Annotated in this window: 16 protein-coding genes; 10 read left to right on the top strand and 6 right to left on the bottom strand. The window is 32.4% G+C overall.

Features of this window, described 5'->3' with window-relative positions; genetic code table 11:
- Positions 1-89 precede the first annotated feature (89 nt).
- Both HHX25_RS08835 and HHX25_RS08830 read left to right on the top strand, forming a co-directional pair.
- Complete coding sequence (locus HHX25_RS08835; RefSeq protein WP_169672266.1) at positions 90-1,901, top strand: OmpA family protein; 1,812 nt, start codon at positions 90-92, stop codon at positions 1,899-1,901.
- A 296-nt stretch (positions 1,902-2,197) separates the two neighbouring features.
- On the top strand, positions 2,198-3,799 hold the full coding sequence (locus tag HHX25_RS08830) for an OmpA family protein (protein WP_169672264.1): 1,602 nt from the start codon (positions 2,198-2,200) through the stop codon (positions 3,797-3,799).
- A 253-nt stretch (positions 3,800-4,052) separates the two neighbouring features.
- Here the strand turns inward: HHX25_RS08830 and clpX are convergent, their stop codons facing one another.
- The 6 genes from clpX to HHX25_RS08800 form a co-directional block, all read right to left on the bottom strand.
- Positions 4,053-5,285, bottom strand: coding sequence for an ATP-dependent Clp protease ATP-binding subunit ClpX (gene clpX / locus HHX25_RS08825; RefSeq protein ID WP_169672262.1), 1,233 nt, complete (start codon positions 5,283-5,285; stop codon positions 4,053-4,055).
- Positions 5,286-5,361: 76 nt separating this feature from the next.
- On the bottom strand, positions 5,362-6,036 hold the full coding sequence (gene clpP / locus HHX25_RS08820) for an ATP-dependent Clp endopeptidase proteolytic subunit ClpP (RefSeq protein WP_169672260.1): 675 nt from the start codon (positions 6,034-6,036) through the stop codon (positions 5,362-5,364).
- 142 nt (positions 6,037-6,178) lie between these two features.
- Positions 6,179-7,507 carry a trigger factor gene (gene tig, locus HHX25_RS08815; RefSeq protein WP_169672258.1) on the bottom strand — a complete coding sequence of 443 codons (1,329 nt, stop codon included), beginning with the start codon at positions 7,505-7,507 and terminating at the stop codon, positions 6,179-6,181.
- Positions 7,508-7,741: 234 nt separating this feature from the next.
- Entirely contained in the window at positions 7,742-8,089 is a 348-nt protein-coding gene (locus tag HHX25_RS08810) for a phage holin family protein (RefSeq protein ID WP_169672256.1), read from the bottom strand.
- A 53-nt stretch (positions 8,090-8,142) separates the two neighbouring features.
- Positions 8,143-8,907, bottom strand: a complete 765-nt coding sequence (locus HHX25_RS08805; protein WP_169672254.1) for an alpha/beta fold hydrolase — start codon at positions 8,905-8,907, stop codon at positions 8,143-8,145.
- A 1-nt stretch (position 8,908) separates the two neighbouring features.
- A complete protein-coding gene (locus tag HHX25_RS08800) occupies positions 8,909-9,622 on the bottom strand; it encodes a pyridoxine 5'-phosphate synthase (protein WP_169672252.1) in 714 nt (237 codons plus the stop codon).
- 233 nt (positions 9,623-9,855) lie between these two features.
- Between HHX25_RS08800 and HHX25_RS08795 the strand changes: the two genes are divergently transcribed.
- The 8 genes from HHX25_RS08795 (at position 9,856) to murI (ending at position 18,631) form a co-directional block, all read left to right on the top strand.
- On the top strand, positions 9,856-10,515 hold the full coding sequence (locus HHX25_RS08795; RefSeq protein ID WP_169672250.1) for a CBS domain-containing protein: 660 nt from the start codon (positions 9,856-9,858) through the stop codon (positions 10,513-10,515).
- Positions 10,516-10,655: 140 nt separating this feature from the next.
- Positions 10,656-11,540 (top strand): NAD kinase, encoded by an 885-nt coding sequence (locus tag HHX25_RS08790; protein ID WP_169672248.1) that lies wholly within the window; start codon positions 10,656-10,658, stop codon positions 11,538-11,540.
- 261 nt (positions 11,541-11,801) lie between these two features.
- Complete coding sequence (gene porG, locus HHX25_RS08785; RefSeq protein ID WP_169672246.1) at positions 11,802-12,491, top strand: type IX secretion system protein PorG; 690 nt, start codon at positions 11,802-11,804, stop codon at positions 12,489-12,491.
- Between the two features lies 1 nt (position 12,492).
- Positions 12,493-13,233 carry an isoprenyl transferase gene (locus HHX25_RS08780; RefSeq protein WP_169672244.1) on the top strand — a complete coding sequence of 247 codons (741 nt, stop codon included), beginning with the start codon at positions 12,493-12,495 and terminating at the stop codon, positions 13,231-13,233.
- Positions 13,166-15,820: a BamA/OMP85 family outer membrane protein gene (locus HHX25_RS08775; protein WP_169672242.1), complete on the top strand. Its 2,655-nt coding sequence runs from the start codon at positions 13,166-13,168 to the stop codon at positions 15,818-15,820. The genes HHX25_RS08780 and HHX25_RS08775 overlap by 68 nt, the downstream gene beginning before the upstream one ends.
- Positions 15,821-15,996: 176 nt before the next feature.
- Positions 15,997-16,995 (top strand): OmpH family outer membrane protein, encoded by a 999-nt coding sequence (locus HHX25_RS08770; protein ID WP_169672240.1) that lies wholly within the window; start codon positions 15,997-15,999, stop codon positions 16,993-16,995.
- Between the two features lie 43 nt (positions 16,996-17,038).
- Positions 17,039-17,539 carry an OmpH family outer membrane protein gene (locus tag HHX25_RS08765; protein WP_169672238.1) on the top strand — a complete coding sequence of 167 codons (501 nt, stop codon included), beginning with the start codon at positions 17,039-17,041 and terminating at the stop codon, positions 17,537-17,539.
- Between the two features lie 303 nt (positions 17,540-17,842).
- On the top strand, positions 17,843-18,631 hold the full coding sequence (gene murI / locus HHX25_RS08760) for a glutamate racemase (RefSeq protein WP_169672236.1): 789 nt from the start codon (positions 17,843-17,845) through the stop codon (positions 18,629-18,631).
- Positions 18,632-18,634 lie beyond the last annotated feature (3 nt).

The following is an 18,634-nucleotide window of genomic DNA, read 5'->3' as shown; positions in this document are numbered from 1 at the left end:
CGATTAATATTGTGTTTTATTTTTAAAAAACCTATTTTAGGAGGTTTAAAACAAGTTTAGTAGTGAAATAAATTTATACATCCCCTAAGATGAAAATATATTTTTCAATTATTATATGCCTTCAATCTATCTTTTTATTTAGCCAATCTACTATTGGTACAAATGGTTTTCAATTTGAAATTTCTGACACAGATGTTAACACCCAATTTTCAGAGATTGGGACTGGTTTTTTTAAAGGGAAACTCATTATGGTATCTTCTAAAAAAATTGGTGTGCTAGCCAAAATAGATCCTAATACGAATGAAGCATACAAAGAGTTATATTGTTTAGACACTTTGGGCAACGGAGTTCTGGCTAACCCTTTACTATTTTCAAGAATTTTAAACACAAACGATAGCGAGGATCAATTATCATTCTCTCCAGATCAAAAAACCGTATATTATTCTAGAAGTAGTAGAGCAAATTCTTTAGAATTTAAACTTTACAGGGCTATTTTAGAAGATGATTCACATGGTAACTGGATTAATGAGGAGTTGCTAGACTTTAACAGTGAAAATGTGTCCATAGAAAACCCTTCCGTTAGTCCTAAAGGAGATAAGCTTTATTTTTCTGCTAATATGCCTGATGCTATTGGTGGTTACGACATTTATGTTTCTGACATCAATCCTGATGGGACATTAGGTACCCCAAAAAACTTAGGAGAAAAAATAAATACAACCCTGGATGACAAACACCCCTATATTTCTTTGGACAATGAATACCTATTCTTTGCTTCAAAAGGTCATGAAGGTTTAGGAGGGTTTGATTTTTTTGCTAGTAAAATATCCAATAACAAATACTACACTCCTAAAAACCTGGGAAATAGCATTAATACGGAATATGACGAAATAGCTTATTTCAATGCTGATAAAAGTACAGGGTATTTTTCATCAAATAGAAAAGAAGAAAACGGCTTTGATATTTATTACTTTACCTTTAAACATATAAAGCAAACTATTGAGGGTAAAATTTCAGACATTAACACTAAAGCAACACTGCCTGGCACTATTGTTATTCTAAAAGATAAAAATCAAAAAGATATAGACCAAATAATAACTGGTCAAGATGGCACCTATTTATTTGATGTTACTCCATTAGAATCTTACACAATTACAACCCAAAAAAGCGGTTTTAAAAATGCTTCGTTTCCTTTTACATCAGACAAAAATGAAGATACAACTTATAAAAAAGATTTAGAAATAACTGCCGCAGATCCTGTAATTGCAGAAGTAAATAATGAACTTAGGATCATTGTTGAAAATATACACTTTGATTTTGCTAAGCACAACATAAAAGAAGATTCATATACGACCTTAAATAATTTAGTAGAAGTACTAAAAAAACATCCCAAAATAAAATTGGCAATCAATGCGCATACCGATAATATAGGTACAGATGCTTTTAATTTATACTTATCTAAGAAGCGAGCTAAGTCCACTTTAGATTATTTAGTTAAAAATGGCATTACAAGAAAAAGATTATTCTCTTTAGGTTATGGAGAAAGAAAACCATTAATTGATTGTAAAAATCGTTGTTCTAAAAAGGATTTGCAAACCAATAGGCGCGTTGAATTTGTTATTTTAAATGCTTCTCCAGAAAACACCTTGAATGCGATTAATGAAACAGGAAACTATCATATTATAGCTGGTTCATTTAGCATTGAAAAAAACGGCACTAAAATGGTTGAGCGCCTAAGAGAGGAAGGGTTCATTAGCGCACGAAACATTGGAAAAAATAAAAATGGTTTGTTTTTGGTAGCATATGCAAGTTACGAAAGTAAACCTGAAGCAATAAAAGCCTTAGAAACTATTAGAATAATAAGTAATGAAGACGCTTGGTTAAAATTTAAAAGACTAGATTAAATTCCACATTATCTTTAAAATAAATAAGCTTCAAAAAAATTTAAGTTTTAGGTGCCAAATACTATATTTTACCCAATAATAAACTCAATTATAAGACATTAAAATCCGAAACACTTAAACCTTCTTAGATAATCTGTCAGATTTAAACGACAAAAGATCTTTTTTACATCAGCACTTTCCATAAAGTAATTAGTTAACGAATTAAATAGCTATTGGTCTAAGAAATTTTTTCAAAACTCAGATTCCGGACTATATTTAACATCCGATTAATTATAACCATTCAAAACCCTCAAGAGATGAGAACTAAATTAAGTTTTTTCATTTTCCTTATTTCTAATATTCTTCTTAGCCAAGGAACATCAAATTTAATAGCATCAAATAATTTTTCATTTAACAATTCGCGTTTATCATCGAATACTATTGATGCTAACGGATTTCAGTTTGAACTTTTGGATGCAGGTGTGAATACTAAATACTCTGAAATTGGATCAGGTTTTTTTAGGAATAAACTTATCATGGTTTCCTCAAAAAAACTTGGCGGTCTAGCAAAATTAGACCCTAATACCAATGAGGCATATAAAGATTTATTTTGCTTGGACATTGATAAGAATGGTTCATTAAGCCTCCCTTTATTATTTTCCAGAATATTAAATACTCAGGATAGTGAAGATCAATTAACATTCTCTCCAGACCAAAAAACAGTATACTACACAAGAAGTAGCAAAGAAAACTCTATGGAGTATAAATTATACAAAGCTGTTTTAGAGGAAGATTCGCATGGTAATTGGATTAATGAAGAACTATTAAGTATCAATAAAGCTAATGTTTCGATAGAGAATCCTTTTATGAGTCCTAAAGGAGACAAACTTTATTTCTCATCGAATATGCCAGGGTCTATTGGCGGTTACGACATTTACGTTTCAAATATAAATACAGACGGCTCATTAAGTACTCCTGAGAATTTAGGAAACATCATTAATACGGCTTCAGATGAGAAATATCCATCGCTTTCTATAGATTCTAAATACCTTTATTTCTCATCAAAAGGACATAATAGTATAGGTGGTTTTGATCTTTTTACCAGCAAAATTTTAAGCAATAGATACAAAACTCCCAGAAATATGGGTAATACCATTAACACTAAATATGATGAAGTTGCTTATTTTTTAGCTGCTAAAAACAAAGGATATGTCTCTTCAAACAGACCAAATGGCAAAGGTGGCTTCGATATTTACACAGCAACTAACGATGAAATTATTCAAACAGTAAAAGGCAAAGTACTGGATTTGGAAACTAAAATAAAACTTCCCAACACCTTAGTTGTTTTAAAGGACGAAGAAGGCAATGAGATATCAAGACAATTAACCAAAGAAGATGCTACTTATAGCTTCAATGTTATTCCTTTTGAATCATATAGCATTACAACACAAAAGGAAGGCTTTAAAGAGGGTGATTTTAAATTTACAACAACAAGAGGTTATGAAACTTCTTATATCAAAGATTTAGAATTGCTTACTACCGAACCTGTTATTGCAAAAGTTGAAGATGAATTAAGAATTGTTTTAGAAAACATTTACTTTGATTTTAACAAGTGGAATGTCAAAGAAGAATCTTTTATTTCTTTAAACAAAATTATTAAAGTATTAAAGGAGCATCCAGAAATGAAGCTGGCCATAAATGCGCATACCGATAATAAGGGTAGAGATTCTTACAATTTAAACTTATCTAATAAGCGTGCAGCATCCGCCGTTACCTATTTAATAAATAATGGTATAGATAAAAACAGATTACAATCTAAAGGTTACGGTGAAACCAAACCAAAAATTGATTGTAAAAATGCTTGTACTGAAGAAAACTTACAAGCTAATAGACGTGTTGAATTTGTTATCATAGAATAAGTTAAAATACGCAACACCGTTTTTAATTTCGACAAAATGCAATAGTAAAAGTTTTTAAACGAGTATTTTGCCTAATCATCTAAAAGGCAAAAAAAGCCTTTGCGAGCTCTCTAATTAAGTATACTTTTATCAAAGTTTTTAAAAAACACTGTGAAAATTTATTTATCCATAATGTCTTTTATTAATTAACATCCATTCATAAAATAAAAAACCACGCCATTAGCGTGGTTTTTTTATACTATAGTTTAACTTTTTATGAAACGGCTTTCAGTTTCTTCAAAGTTGTTTTTGTTAATTTATCCTCTGCATATACTTTCGTTACATTTAGCTTTTTCTCATTACTACTAGGCAGCTCAAACATAGCATCTGTTAATATTTCTTCACAAAGCGAACGTAAACCTCTTGCGCCTAACTTATATTCGATAGCTTTGTTTACAACAAAATCTAAAGCACCATCTGTTATAGTGAAATCAATTTCATCCATAGCAAATAATTTCTTGTACTGTTTGATAATGGCATTTTTAGGCTCTGTTAAAATAGACCTTAACGTATCTGCATCTAAAGGATCCATATAGGTAAGCACTGGTAAACGCCCTATAATTTCTGGAATCAACCCAAAATCTTTTAAATCTTTCGGAATAATATATTGTAATAAATGTTCTTGATCTACCACCTCATCAGACATTGAAGCACTATATCCTACAGCTTGCATATTTAAGCGTTTAGAGATAACGCGCTCAATACCATCAAAAGCACCACCAGCAATGAACAAAATGTTTTCTGTATTGACTTCAATAAATTTTTGATCTGGGTGTTTACGACCACCTTTTGGCGGCACATTAACAACAGTACCTTCTAAAAGTTTTAATAAGGCCTGCTGCACACCCTCTCCTGAAACATCGCGAGTAATGGATGGGTTATCACTTTTACGAGCTATTTTATCAATCTCGTCAATAAAAACAATGCCTTTTTCCGCTTTTTCCAAATTATAATCTGCAGCCTGTAACAAACGTGTTAAAATACTCTCCACATCTTCACCAACATAACCCGCTTCTGTTAAAACAGTAGCATCTACAATAGCCAAAGGTACATTTAGCATTCTGGCAACTGTTTTCGCCATTAAGGTTTTTCCAGTACCAGTTTGTCCCACCATAATGATATTACTCTTCTGAATATCAATATCATCTTTAGATGGTGGTTGAAGCAAACGTTTATAATGGTTATAAACAGCCACAGACATGACTTTTTTAGTCATACCCTGCCCAATGATATATTCATCAAGAAATTTCTTAATTTGTTGGGGTTTACGAAGTTTTAACTCAGCAGATAAATCACTGCTATCACTTTGTTTGGATTCTTCAATTACAATACCATGAGCCTGCTCTATACATCGATCACATATATGAGCATCTAAGCCAGCTATTAATAAATTCGTTTCAGGTTTTTTCCGACCACAAAACGAACATTCCAATTCTTCTTTTGCCATTAATCTAAATTTATTTTTGAGTGTAAATTATTATAAATCCCTCAATAACAATTAACTAAATTTACGAATTTTTTATTTAATTACGAGATAAAATTTCGTCAATCATACCATATTCCTTGGCTTTATCAGCTTTCATCCAATAATCCCGATCACTATCCTCGTATACTTTGTCGTAATCTTGACCTGAATGTTTACTAATAATTTTATAAAGTTCTTCTTTTAAAGTCAATATTTCTCTAGCAGTAATTTCAATATCACTAGCCTGACCTTGTGCTCCTCCTAATGGTTGGTGTATCATAACACGTGAATGCGTTAAACCACTACGTTTTCCCTTTTCACCAGCACATAATAAAACAGCTCCCATTGAGGCTGCCATCCCTGTACAAATAGTGGCTACATCTGGTTTTATAAACTGCATGGTATCATATATCCCTAAACCAGCATAAACACTTCCTCCTGGAGAATTAATATAAATTTGAATATCTTTTGAAGCATCAACGCTTTCTAAAAACAGCAATTGTGCTTGTATAATATTAGCGACCTGATCGTTAATAGCCGTTCCTAAAAAAATAATACGATCCATCATCAAGCGCGAAAAAACATCAAAAATAGCGATGTTCATTTGACGTTCTTCAATAATATTTGGTGTTAAGCCTGTTGGATACATACTACTTATAATTTTATTATAGTATGCACTGCTAATGCCTTGATCTTTTATCGCGAATTTTTCAAATTCTTTTGCGTAATCCATAGTTTTTTTAATATTTTATTTGATTAATTGCCTGATACACATTCAAATGGCATAAAAATCTATTTTAAAAAATTCCTTTTTTGAATAAAAAACGCTTAAATCAGAAGATTTAAGCGTCTAAATATAAGGAATTATTCTTTACTTATTTGTCACCGTAAACTTCTTTTACGAACTTTTCGTAACTCAATTCTTTAACCTTAATGTTTGCTTTTTCTTTGTAAACTGCTAATAATTTTTGGCTAATTAATTGCTCTGAAATTCTACGAGCCTCATCTTGGTTTGACAACACACGTGCAACGATATCGTCTAACTCTTTATCTGAAGGATTCATCTGACCAAATTGAGCCATTTGTCCTTTGATCATTTCTCTTGCATGATTTTTAATATCATCCAGAGTAACCTGAACATCATGATCTGTAATAAGCTTTCCTTCAATTAATTGATAACGTAAACTTTTTTCAGATTTTTCATATTCTTCTCTTGCCTGCACTTCATCCATTTCTTTTTCTCCAGCAGTTTGCATCCACTTTGTTAAAAATTCGGCAGGTAGATCAAACTTCGTATTTTCAACTAAATATTCGGTAATATCATTTAAAAGCTTTTGATCTGCTTGCTGCTCAAATTGCTTTTCAGCATCTTCTTTTATCTTCGCTTTTAATTCGGTAACTGTTTTAACAGTATCTTTACCAAAAAGCTTGTCAAACAACTCCTGATCTAAATCCGCCAACTCACGTTCATTAATTTCAGTAATTGTAAAGTTTACTTCGATATCTAAACCATGTACTTCGTCATGGCCTAACTTTAAAGCATGCATTAATTCGTGCTCATCATCATAAAGCCCTTTAGTTTTCAAGGTAATGACATCTCCTTCTTTAGCCCCTATGAATTTCTTCTCAGTTGCTTTTCCTTTAAATTTATCTAAAGTTAAAGTTACTGTATTCTCTATTTCTTTTTCTTCGTTTTTATAAACACCTGTAATTTCACTGTCTTTTACAACAACATCCTGAGACACTAACTTTCCGTATTGTTTTTGAATACGTTCAATTTGCTCATCAATCATTTTATCATCAGCAATGATATTGTACTGTGTAATGGCTTTTTTACCTTTTAATTTTACTTCAAATTCTGGTGCTAAACCTAATTCAAATTCAAAAGAAAACCCATCGGCATCCCAGTTTATATCATCTTGTGGTCTTGGTAAAGGTTGTCCTAAAACATCTAGTTTTTCTTCTGTAAGGTATTTGTTTAAAGCATCTTGCAATAGCTTGTTAACCTCATCTACCAAAACAGCCTTTCCGTATTGTTTTTTTACCATACCCATTGGCACATGTCCCTTCCTAAAACCAGGAATATTTGCTGTCTTACGATAGTCTGCTAAGATTTTTTCAACTTTTTCGCTATAGTCCTCTTTAGCGATATCTACTTTTACAACAGCATTTAATGCATCAACGTTTTCTCTTGTAATATTCATTTTAAATCATATAAAGCCCTGTGTCAGGCATTTAACAATAAAGTTTTCTTTTAAAAAACTAAAATTTGTGTAACCAAAATTGGGATGCAAAAATATAATATTTTTACATCCTAGCAAAGTTTTTAACCACTTGATTTTTCACAGCCTTATTTATTGATTTTCAAAGGCCATATGTGTTATTCTGCTATTAAAATTTTTAGTTTTAAAGTCCATAAAGCAAGGACTCATTTTAAGCTATTTTTTATCGTCTTTTAAAAGCGAATGAAGTATGGATTGTAAAACAGAAAGTAGAATACTAAACAGTACTGCAATCCAAATGCTATTTACAGAAAAGCCATCAATTAACTTATCGGCTAATAAAATAATCAATGCATTAATTATTAATAGAAACAAACCTAAAGTAACTATGGTAATTGGTAAAGTAAAAATAATTAAAACAGGTTTCACAAATAGATTTAATACCGACAATACCACAGCGACAATAAAGGCCGTTATATAACTATCGACATCTACTCCATTTAAAAAATGTGCTATTACAAATACAGCAATGGCATTTAATAAAAGTTTGATTAGGAGTTTCATCTGTATTTGTTTTATCTATTGGGTGTCATTAACACAACTAAAAGTACAAAAAATCACTCAACGAACTGTAATACAGCCTCAAAAAAGTCTTTTGGATTTTCGGCATGCAGCCAATGCCCAGCATTAGCAATGGTTACAATTTCCGATTCTGGAAAATGATTAGGAATAATGACTTCGTCACCAACACCTATATATTCTGATCGGTCACCTCTTACAAACAACGTATTTTTTTCAAAACGAGCATGAGAGGGCAAAGATTCACCTACCTCGGCAACTTCTTCTTTTAAAACTTCTAAGTTAATACGCAAGCCTAATTTCCCTTTTTCAACCCAATACAGGTTTTTTAATAAAAACTGACGTGTTCCAAAATCAGACACATAATTACTTAACAACTTATCGGCTTCCCCTCTACTTTTAATAATATCAAAATCTAAAGCATCTAAGCCTTCCAAAATAGTATCATGATGAACTGGATAAAAGCGCGGAGAAATATCTGCCACGACTAATTTTGAGATTATTTCTGGGTATTGGGTTGCAAAAAACATTGCCGTTTTTCCTCCCATAGAATGCCCTAGCAATATAATATCATTTAAATCATGTGCTTTGCAGTAGTTTTTTAAATCTTCTGCAAGTACTTCATAACTAAAATCATCGCCCCAAAAGCTTCTACCGTGATTTCGTTGATCTACTAAATGCACTTGAAAACCTTGTTCGCTAAACTGTCTGCCAAGAGTTTTCCAATTATCACTCATCCCTAAAAAACCATGAAGAATTACAAATGGCTTCCCTTTACCTATAATATTTGAATGTATTATCATACTATTTTAGTTTTCGTAAATACATTTGAATAACATTCTCCACTCCCAAATACAAACTCTCGGCAATTAAAGCATGACCTATTGAAACCTCTAACAAACCAGGAATATTCTTTTTAAAGAATTCAATATTCTCCAGAGACAGATCATGTCCAGCGTTAATGCCCAAGCCTAGGGTATTTGCTAACATAGCACTATCTACATAAGGCTTAATACCCTTTGTATCCCCTAAGTTATATTGATGTGCAAAAGCTTCGGTATACAACTCAATTCTATCTGTTCCTGCCGCTTTAGCGCCTTCAATATGTTCTAGTACCGGATCTACAAAAATAGATGTCCTTATTCCATTTTGTTGAAACTCCTTAATAACATCGGTTAAAAAACCTTTATGCTTTATGGTATTCCAACCTGCATTACTAGTAATAGCATCAACAGCATCAGGCACCAATGTAACCTGAGTTGGTTTAACACTTAAAACCAATTCTACAAAAGAATCTATAGGATTACCTTCAATATTATATTCGGTATAAACCTCCGACTTTAAATCGCGGGCATCCTGATAGCGTATATGGCGTTCATCTGGCCTCGGATGAATTGTTACACCCTCTGCACCAAACCGTTGCACATCTTTTGCAAATTTAACCACATTTGGCACATCGCCTCCTCTAGAGTTTCTTAACGTAGCAATCTTATTAATATTTACACTTAACTTTGTCATACTTCAGTTTTAAAAATGAGGTCTAAAAAGTGTTATTCAGAACATAGTAAACCTAACTGCAGCAGACAATCTCTAAAAAAATGAAATACTTGTTTATTATAGAATATTGAGATTTTTCAACTGCGTTCAAAATGACAATTTATAAACTTTTTAAACAGCCTCGCAAAAATACAAAGTAGAACAGGCTTATATACTATTTTTTTAATTAATTTGCATACTCATAAAGCTGGCCAATGAAACTTTCAGAATATATTATAAATGATATCAAACCTTTAAGCAGTCATAACAAAATAAGCGAACTACAATTACTGTTTAATCAGTTAACCTATTCTCACATTCCTATTAAAGATGATAACGGTATTTTTTTAGGTACTTTTTTTGAAACAGACGCACATTGTTTCGAAAGTGACAAGCTTATTAGTGATTACCTGTATTCAATTGAAGATTTTTTTGTTAGGGACAATACGCTCTGGTTAGATGTATTGGAAGCTTTTGCACAGAACTCAGCTAATATCATGCCCGTTTTGGATGGAAAGAACAATTATTTAGGATATTATGAACTTAATGATATCATTAGCCTTTTTAACGAGTCACCTTTCTTTTTTGAAGCTGGCGGTGTTTTGGTCGTTGAAAAAGGAATTAATGATTATTCGTTTAGTGAGATAAGTCAAATCGTCGAATCTAACAATGGGAAACTTTTAGGAGCTTTTGTTTCAAAAATAAAAAACGATGTAGTACAGGTGACTGTTAAGATAGGTAATACAGGACTTAACGAGATTATTCAAACCTTCCGCAGGTATAGCTACAACATTGTATCTGGACATGAAGAAGACAGCTATATTGAAAGTCTTAAAGATCGATCGGATTATTTGAATAAATACTTAAATATGTAAATAATGGATCATCCAAAACTAAAAATTAGTTTCATAAGAAAAATAATGTTATCGCTGCCACAGTTTACACTAAACCTTTCGCCTTTAGCTCATACCGAGTGTAGTCGAAGTGTGACCCATAAAAACCAATAAAGAGACACATGAAAGTTGCTATTTTTGGACGATTCTACAATGAAACGACAACAGCCTCGGTAGAAACGTTATTTAATTACTTATTAAAAAAAGATATTGATGCCTATATTGAAACTGAGTTCTTTAATATTATTCATCAAGAATCTCCTAATATAAAAGACTTTGCCTCATTTAAAACATTTGATGCATTAGATACTTCTTTTGATTTCCTTGTAAGTGTTGGAGGTGATGGTACTATTTTAAGAGCCATTACCTTTGTAAAAGATATTGATATTCCTATAATTGGAATCAATACTGGACGTTTAGGTTTTTTAGCAACCATACAGGTGGATGCTATTGAGCATGCTATTCAAAACATTATCGACGGGCATTATAGAATATCGGAACGAAGCTTACTTTCAATAGAAACAACTCCTGAAAACAAAAATATTACATCGCTTAATTTTGCCTTAAATGAAGTCGCAGTAAGTAGAAAAAATACAACATCTATGATTACCGTAGAAACGTATTTAGATGGCGAATACCTTACATCTTATTGGAGTGACGGTTTAATAATTTCCACGCCTACAGGATCTACAGGTTATTCTCTAAGCTGTGGGGGGCCTGTAATTACACCAAGTACGAATAGTTTTGTTATAACACCTATAGCGCCACATAATTTAAGTGCACGACCATTAATAATACCAGATTCAACCGAAATACAGTTAAAGGTTGATGGACGCGAGGAAAGTCATTTGGTTTCATTAGACTCAAGAATTGCAACGCTCGATAACGGTACTATAATCAAAATTAAGAAAGCAGACTTCAAAATTAAAATGATTGATCTTTTAGACGAAAGTTTTTTAGATACCCTTAGAAAAAAGCTTCTTTGGGGAGAAGACAAGCGTAATTAGGCAATAATTTATAAGAAAAACTGTTTTACACTAATACAATTTAGCTCAAATTATTTATACCAATTAAATTTCAAAACAATGCATAAATAATTTGAATTATTTTTTACTTAGATAATGAATAAAATATAAGCATAGCATTGACTACGTTTATATTTTTTGAAGAGATATAAGTGAAAAAGAAACGAATTATATGTGGTGTTTTACAGTTTAATTGGTATTGAGCTAATCTTATTTATTATATTTGCAAACTTTTGAATATTTATGAGGCATTTAACCATATTGATATTAAGCATATTAAGCATTCATTTTAGCTACTCCCAAATTAACGAAATAGGTGTTTTTATGGGGGGAAGTAACTTTATTGGAGATGTAGGTGCAACAGATTATATCTCCCCAAATCAATTAGCTTTTGGTGGGATTTATAAATGGAATCGAAGTAAAAGGCATTCTTATCGAGCTTCAGTAATTTTTAGTGAATTAAAGGGTGTCGACACCAAATCTGACGACCCAAGACGTATTCAAAGAGGGTACGAGTTTTCGAGTAGTATTATGGAGATTTCATTGGGATTGGAATTTACATTTTTAGATTTTGATTTACATTCGGGACAAAAAATAGCGACACCTTACTTATATACTGGTATAAGTACAACCAAACACGATAATCATTATTTCTTAAATGGTGTACAAACGCCCGAAAACATGTCAAGTTGGGCTTATGGTATTCCTATGGTATTAGGTTTTAAAGCATCTTTTTTAGATAATATAATTTTGGGGATAGAAGTTGGCGCCCGTTATACATTTTCTGATCGACTTGACGGAAGCCTTCCCAAAGCTCAGAACAGACAACAATACAGATTTGGCAATATAAACAATAACGATTGGTATATGTTTTCAGGACTAACCTTAACATATACATTTGGAGAAAATCCTTGTTATTGCCCTGGTAATTAAAATGAACTTAAAAGAAAGCATACAAAACGGAACACTACCAAAGCACATTGCTATTATAATGGATGGCAACGGACGTTGGGCAAAACAAAAAGGGATGATACGTGCCTTTGGACATGAAAATGGCACAAAATCTGTACGACGAACCGTCGAAGCATGTGCAGAACTAGGCATTAAAAACTTGACTCTTTATGCCTTTTCTACCGAAAACTGGAACCGACCTAAATTAGAAGTACAAACTTTAATGAAACTTCTGGTGTCTTCTTTAAAAAAAGAAATAAAAACACTTCAAGATAACAATATAAAGCTTGCCGCTATAGGAAATCTAAATTCGCTTCCTAAAAAAGTCCACAAAGAGCTTATTGATGTTATTGACAACACAAAACATAATAATAGAATGACTCTAACCCTTGCATTAAGCTATGGTTCTAGAGAAGAAATACAAAACACTGTTAAAGAAATTAGTATTAAAGTTAAAAATAATATAATTTCGCCCGATAATATTGATGAATCAATTATAAATGAGCATCTTTACACGCAAAATTTGCCAGATGTAGATTTGCTAATTAGAACAAGTGGGGAGCAACGCATAAGCAACTTTTTGCTTTGGCAAATAGCGTACGCAGAATTATATTTCACAAATGTACTGTGGCCAGATTTTACAAAAGAACATTTGTATGAAGCTATTATTGAATATCAAAAAAGAGAACGACGATTTGGGAAAACAAGTGAACAACTTAGCTAATATTTCATTTTCAGCTATATATATAAAGCACATTTTAGTGCTATTACTTTTTGTAGGCAGTTTTAGTATTCAAGGACAGGAAGTAACCTACAACAGTAATAACAAATATACTTTAGGAGGCATTACTGTTTCTGGGAATAGCTCTTTTAGCGAACAAACCATAGTAACTTATTCTGGTTTAAGAAAGGGGAAAGAAATAACCATTCCTGGTGAGGATATTAGTACAGCTATTAAAAAGCTTTGGAAATCCAAATTGTTTAGCGATATAGAAGTTTATGTTACCAAAATAGAAGGTGATGTCGCTTTTTTAGAAATAAGACTGTCTGATTTACCTCAACTTAATGAGCTAAAGATCAATGGTATAAAAAAATCTAAAAAAGAAAAGATCATTGAAGAAAACAAATTAAAAAAGGGCACTAAAGTAACCGAAAACCTTATTACGACAACTAAAAACTATTTAGTTAACAAATACAAAAAAGAAGGGTATTTAAACTCTAAAATACATATTAACACGATAGAGGTAAAAGATTCTGTTAAAGTAGCCCGTGTTAATATGGTACTTAATATTGATAAAGGCGAAAAAGTTAAAATTAAAGACATTGTTTTTAATGGCAACAATGTTCTAAGTGATAAAAAGCTTAGAAAGAGTATGAAAAGCACTAAAAAAATAAATCGCTTAAGAATCTTTAAACGTTCTAAATTTATTGATTCTGCCTACCAAGCCGATTTATCTAGTGTTATAGAAAAGTACAAAGAAAATGGTTATAGAGATGCCCGAATCTTATCAGATAGTTTAATAATTAATGACGATAAGACCATTTCTCTCAATATAGATGTAAATGAAGGTGAGTTATACACCTTTGGAGACATCACATTTATTGGTAATACCGTTTATAGTAATGAATATTTATCTCGAATACTTCGTATTAAAAAAGGAGACACTTACAATGGTGTTTTATTACAAGAACGTATAGCAGACAACTCTAAACCTGATGCTTTCGATATCACTAACGAGTATCAAAACCATGGTTACCTATTCTCTACTATAAATCCTGTCGAGGTAAGTGCAGATAACAATGTTATAGACATGGAGATTAGAATAATTGAAGGTAAGCCAGCTTATTTCAATAGTGTGACTGTTGTTGGAAATGATAAAACAAACGATCATGTAATTTACCGAGAAATTAGAACACGCCCCGGGCAACTGTACAGAAAAGCAAATGTTGTACGTACCGTTAGAGAACTTGGCCAGCTAGGATTTTTCGATGCTCAGGAAATTTCACCAAACTTTAATAACCCAAACCCAAACGAAGGAACTATAGACATGGAATATTCTGTTAAAGAAACAGGATCCAGTCAAATCGAATTACAAGGAGGTTATGGAGGCGGTGGCTTTATAGGAACACTTGGACTGTCTTTTAACAACTTTTCAATAAAAGACATCTTTAAAAAAGACGCTTACAAACCAATCCCTATGGGAGACGGGCAAAAACTAGCTTTACGTTTACAGGCCAGTCGTTTTTACCAAACCTATAGCTTTTCTTTTTCTGAACCTTGGTTGGGAGGTAAAAGACCCGTTCAATTTTCATCGTCATTATCACATACTAAACAGTTTTTGTTTAATCCGCAAACTAGAAATGCCGATAAAAGCAGAAGTTTTAATATAACTGGTATTACATTTGGTTTAGCAAAACGCTTAACTGTTCCAGATGACTTTTTCACCTTATCTCAGGCTGTTAGTTACCAACGTTACGATTTAAATAATTATAATACAGGCTTATTTACTTTTGGAGACGGGTATTCAAACAACTTATCGTATACTATCGGACTAAGTAGAAATAACACTAGCGTAGATCCTATTTTCCCAACTGCGGGATCGAATTTTAGCGTATCAGCGAAATTATCAGTTCCCTACTCTTTATTTAATGGTGTAGATTATGATGCACTTAAAGACGAGCGCGATACTAACGATGCCATCATTAGAGACGTAAACAGTAGCCAATTGGACAGAACTAATGCTGGAAATAGAATTGCAGAAATAGATCAAGAACGCTATAAATGGCTAGAGTTTTATAAAGTAAAGTTTAAAGGTGATTGGTACACTCAAATTGTAAAAGATCTGGTACTAAGACCAAGTGTAGAGTTTGGTTTCTTAGGTGCTTACAATAATGCTAGAGGTACTATTCCTTTTGAGCGCTTTTTTGTTGGTGGTGATGGTTTAGGAAACTATAGTTTAGATGGTAGAGAAGCCATACAATTACGCGGATATCCAAATCAGTCATTATCAGATCAAGATGGGGGAACAATCTATAACAAATTTTCTTTAGAGCTTCGATACCCTATAACACTAAAAGCTTCAGCAAAAATCTATGCCTTAAGCTTTCTGGAAGGCGGTGCATCTTATAATAATTTTAGAGACTATAATCCATTTAATATTAATCGATCTGCAGGTGTAGGTGTTCGTATTTTCATGCCAGCATTCGGGTTATTAGGGATTGATTTTGGTCATCGTTTCGATGACATTCCTGGAGACCCAGGATCCAGTCGAAATTGGGAAACACACTTCATTATTGGACAGCAATTTTAAGTATAATATTTATTTTGGCACGATATTTTCTAATAACACTATAATGATTTGCATGAGAATTAAAATTTTTAAGGTTAAAATTCGTTAATTTTGAAAATACAATTCGAAAAAGGCAGAAATAGAAATTCATTTGTCATTTTTAGAATTTATAAGTCAATAAATTAAAATATATACAGATGAAAAACAAAGTTCTTTTTTTACTGACATTAGTTTTTATGGTAAGCCTAACAATACACGCGCAGCGTGGTGTAAGAATTGCTTATATAGACACTGAATATATTTTAGAGAACGTTCCAGAATATCAAGAGGCTACAGCACAATTAAATCAAAAAGCAGACAAATGGAAAAACGAAATCAGTGCTAAATTAGGAGTCATTGAACAAAAGCGAAAAGATTTAAGTAACGAAAAAGCTCTTTTAACAAAAGAGCTTATCGAGGAAAGGGAAGAAGATATTGCTTTTGAAGAAAAAGAAATTCTTGATTATCAGCAAAAGCGTTTTGGTCCTAATGGTGATTTGTTTATTCAAAAAAAGCAATTGATGCAGCCTATTCAGGATCAGATTTTTGCAGCGGTTCAAGATATGGCAGCGAGCAGAAAATATGATTTTATTTTTGATAAATCATCTGATGCCGTGATGTTGTTTTCGGCTAAGCGATTCGATTTAAGCGAACAAATATTAAGAAGCATAACAAGAACCTCTAAACGCAAACAGGCACAATCTAAAGCCGAGCGCAGAGCTGCCAAAGAAGAAGAATTAGTTCCCGAAATTAATTACGAATTGGAAGCGCGCCAAAAAGCATTAGATGAGAAAAAAGCAGAGAGGGAAAGTGCTATAGAAAAAAGAAGACAAGAAATTTTAGCCGCTCGTGAAGCAAAGAAAAAAGAAGCAGAGGCTAGACGTCAAAAAATATTAGAAGAACGCGAAAAAGCAAGACAAGCAAAAATCGATGCCAGAAATAAAACATCGAAAACTAATACGGAAGAAGAAACACCAAAAACTGATAATACTAAAACAGGAGAAGGAGAAGGAGAAGGAGAAACAAAAACGAAAGCACAGCTTATTGAAGAAAATAGACAAAAAAAATTAGCGGAAAGAGCAGCCAGAAAAAAGGCTCTGGAAGAAAGGAAGAAAAAAATATTAGAAGAACGTCAGAAAGCAAAAGACAGCATTTAAACAAAAAAACAATTTATAACACATTAATTAATACTATTTAAAAATGAAACAATTTAAAACTCTTTTATTAGCAATTGCATTATGTCTTGGAACCATAAGTTTTACCCAAGCCCAAAGTAAAGTTGCACATATAAATACTCAAGAATTAATAGCAGCCATGCCAGAAGCCAAAACGGCACAAGCAGAGCTTGAAACTTTAGGCAAAACCTATCAAACAGACATGCAGGCTATGGCTACTGAGTACCAAAATACAGTAAAGCAATTTGATGCTGAGGCTAGCACAAAAACAGATGAAGAAAATCAAAAGAGATATGCCGAACTTGCAGAGAAACAACAACGTATTCAACAATTTCAAGCTGATGCACGTCAAGATCTAGCAAAAAAAGAAGCTGAATTATTTAAACCTATTCAAGAAAAAGCATTTGCAGCCATAAATAAAGTGTCTAAAGCTCTGGGATATGAGTATGTTTTGGAAGAAACAAGGTTAATCGTAGCTGGCGGAAAAGATATTTTAGCCGAAGTTAAAAAAGAATTAGGGATCTAAAATTACTACACCTTTAAACTAATTTACATAAAGCTGCCTAGATGAGGCAGCTTTTTTTATTAGTGAAAATTTTTTAAAATATTTTTGATATATAGCTAAATCATAATTATTCGACATAACCTGTGCTTGTGTTTTGCGGAAATATTAAGAGACCTGACAGGTTTTAGAAACCTGTCAGGTCTGTACAACATCTTATGACGTTTTATATTGATTTTACTATACTTATTGAACTGCCCCCCTAAAAAGCAGAATCTAATAAAATAATTCAATTGAATTATTTACTTTTATGTGAATTATAATTATATGAACAAACAACCTATTGGTATTTTTGACTCTGGTGTTGGAGGCACATCCATCTGGAAGGAAATCCATACGCTTTTACCAAATGAGGACACCATCTACCTTGCCGATAGTGCTAATGCTCCTTATGGTCCTAAAGGTAAAGAAGCTATTATTAAACTAAGCGTTAAAAACACGGAATACCTAATCGATAAAGGTTGTAAACTTATTGTTGTAGCTTGTAATACGGCCACCACAAATGCTATAGACTACCTGCGAGACACTTATAATATTCCGTTTATTGGTATTGAACCAGCTATAAAACCAGCAGCACTACAAACCAAAAACAATACTATTGGTATTTTAGCAACTAAAGGCACTTTAAGTAGCGCATTGTTTTCTAAAACTTCTGGGCTCTTTGCCAGTAATAAAAATGTTATAGAACAAATTGGAGAAGGCATTGTAGAACTTATAGAAGCGGGCGAGTTACAATCTGAAGAAATGGAATCGCTTTTAAAGGTTTATCTAAAGCCTATGATTGACGCCAATATAGACTATCTCGTATTGGGCTGCACACATTACCCTTATTTAATCCCCTTGTTAGTTGAGTTACTCCCTAGTCATGTTAAAATTATAGATTCTGGAGAGGCCGTAGCCAGACAAACAAAAGCTATTCTGGAGAAAAATAATTTATTGAATACCAAAACTGCAAAAAGTAACAATTATTTCTACACCAATGGAGATCCAAGTATTATGAAATCTCTTTTAGGGAATGTTTATAATATTGAATACTTAGATTTTTATTTTTTTTAGGTA

The sequence above is a fragment of the Flavivirga algicola genome (assembly GCF_012910715.1).
GTDB classification, from domain to species: domain Bacteria; phylum Bacteroidota; class Bacteroidia; order Flavobacteriales; family Flavobacteriaceae; genus Flavivirga; species Flavivirga algicola.
Note: the sequence above shows the minus strand (reverse complement) of the source record. Positions and strands in the feature narration are given on the sequence as shown.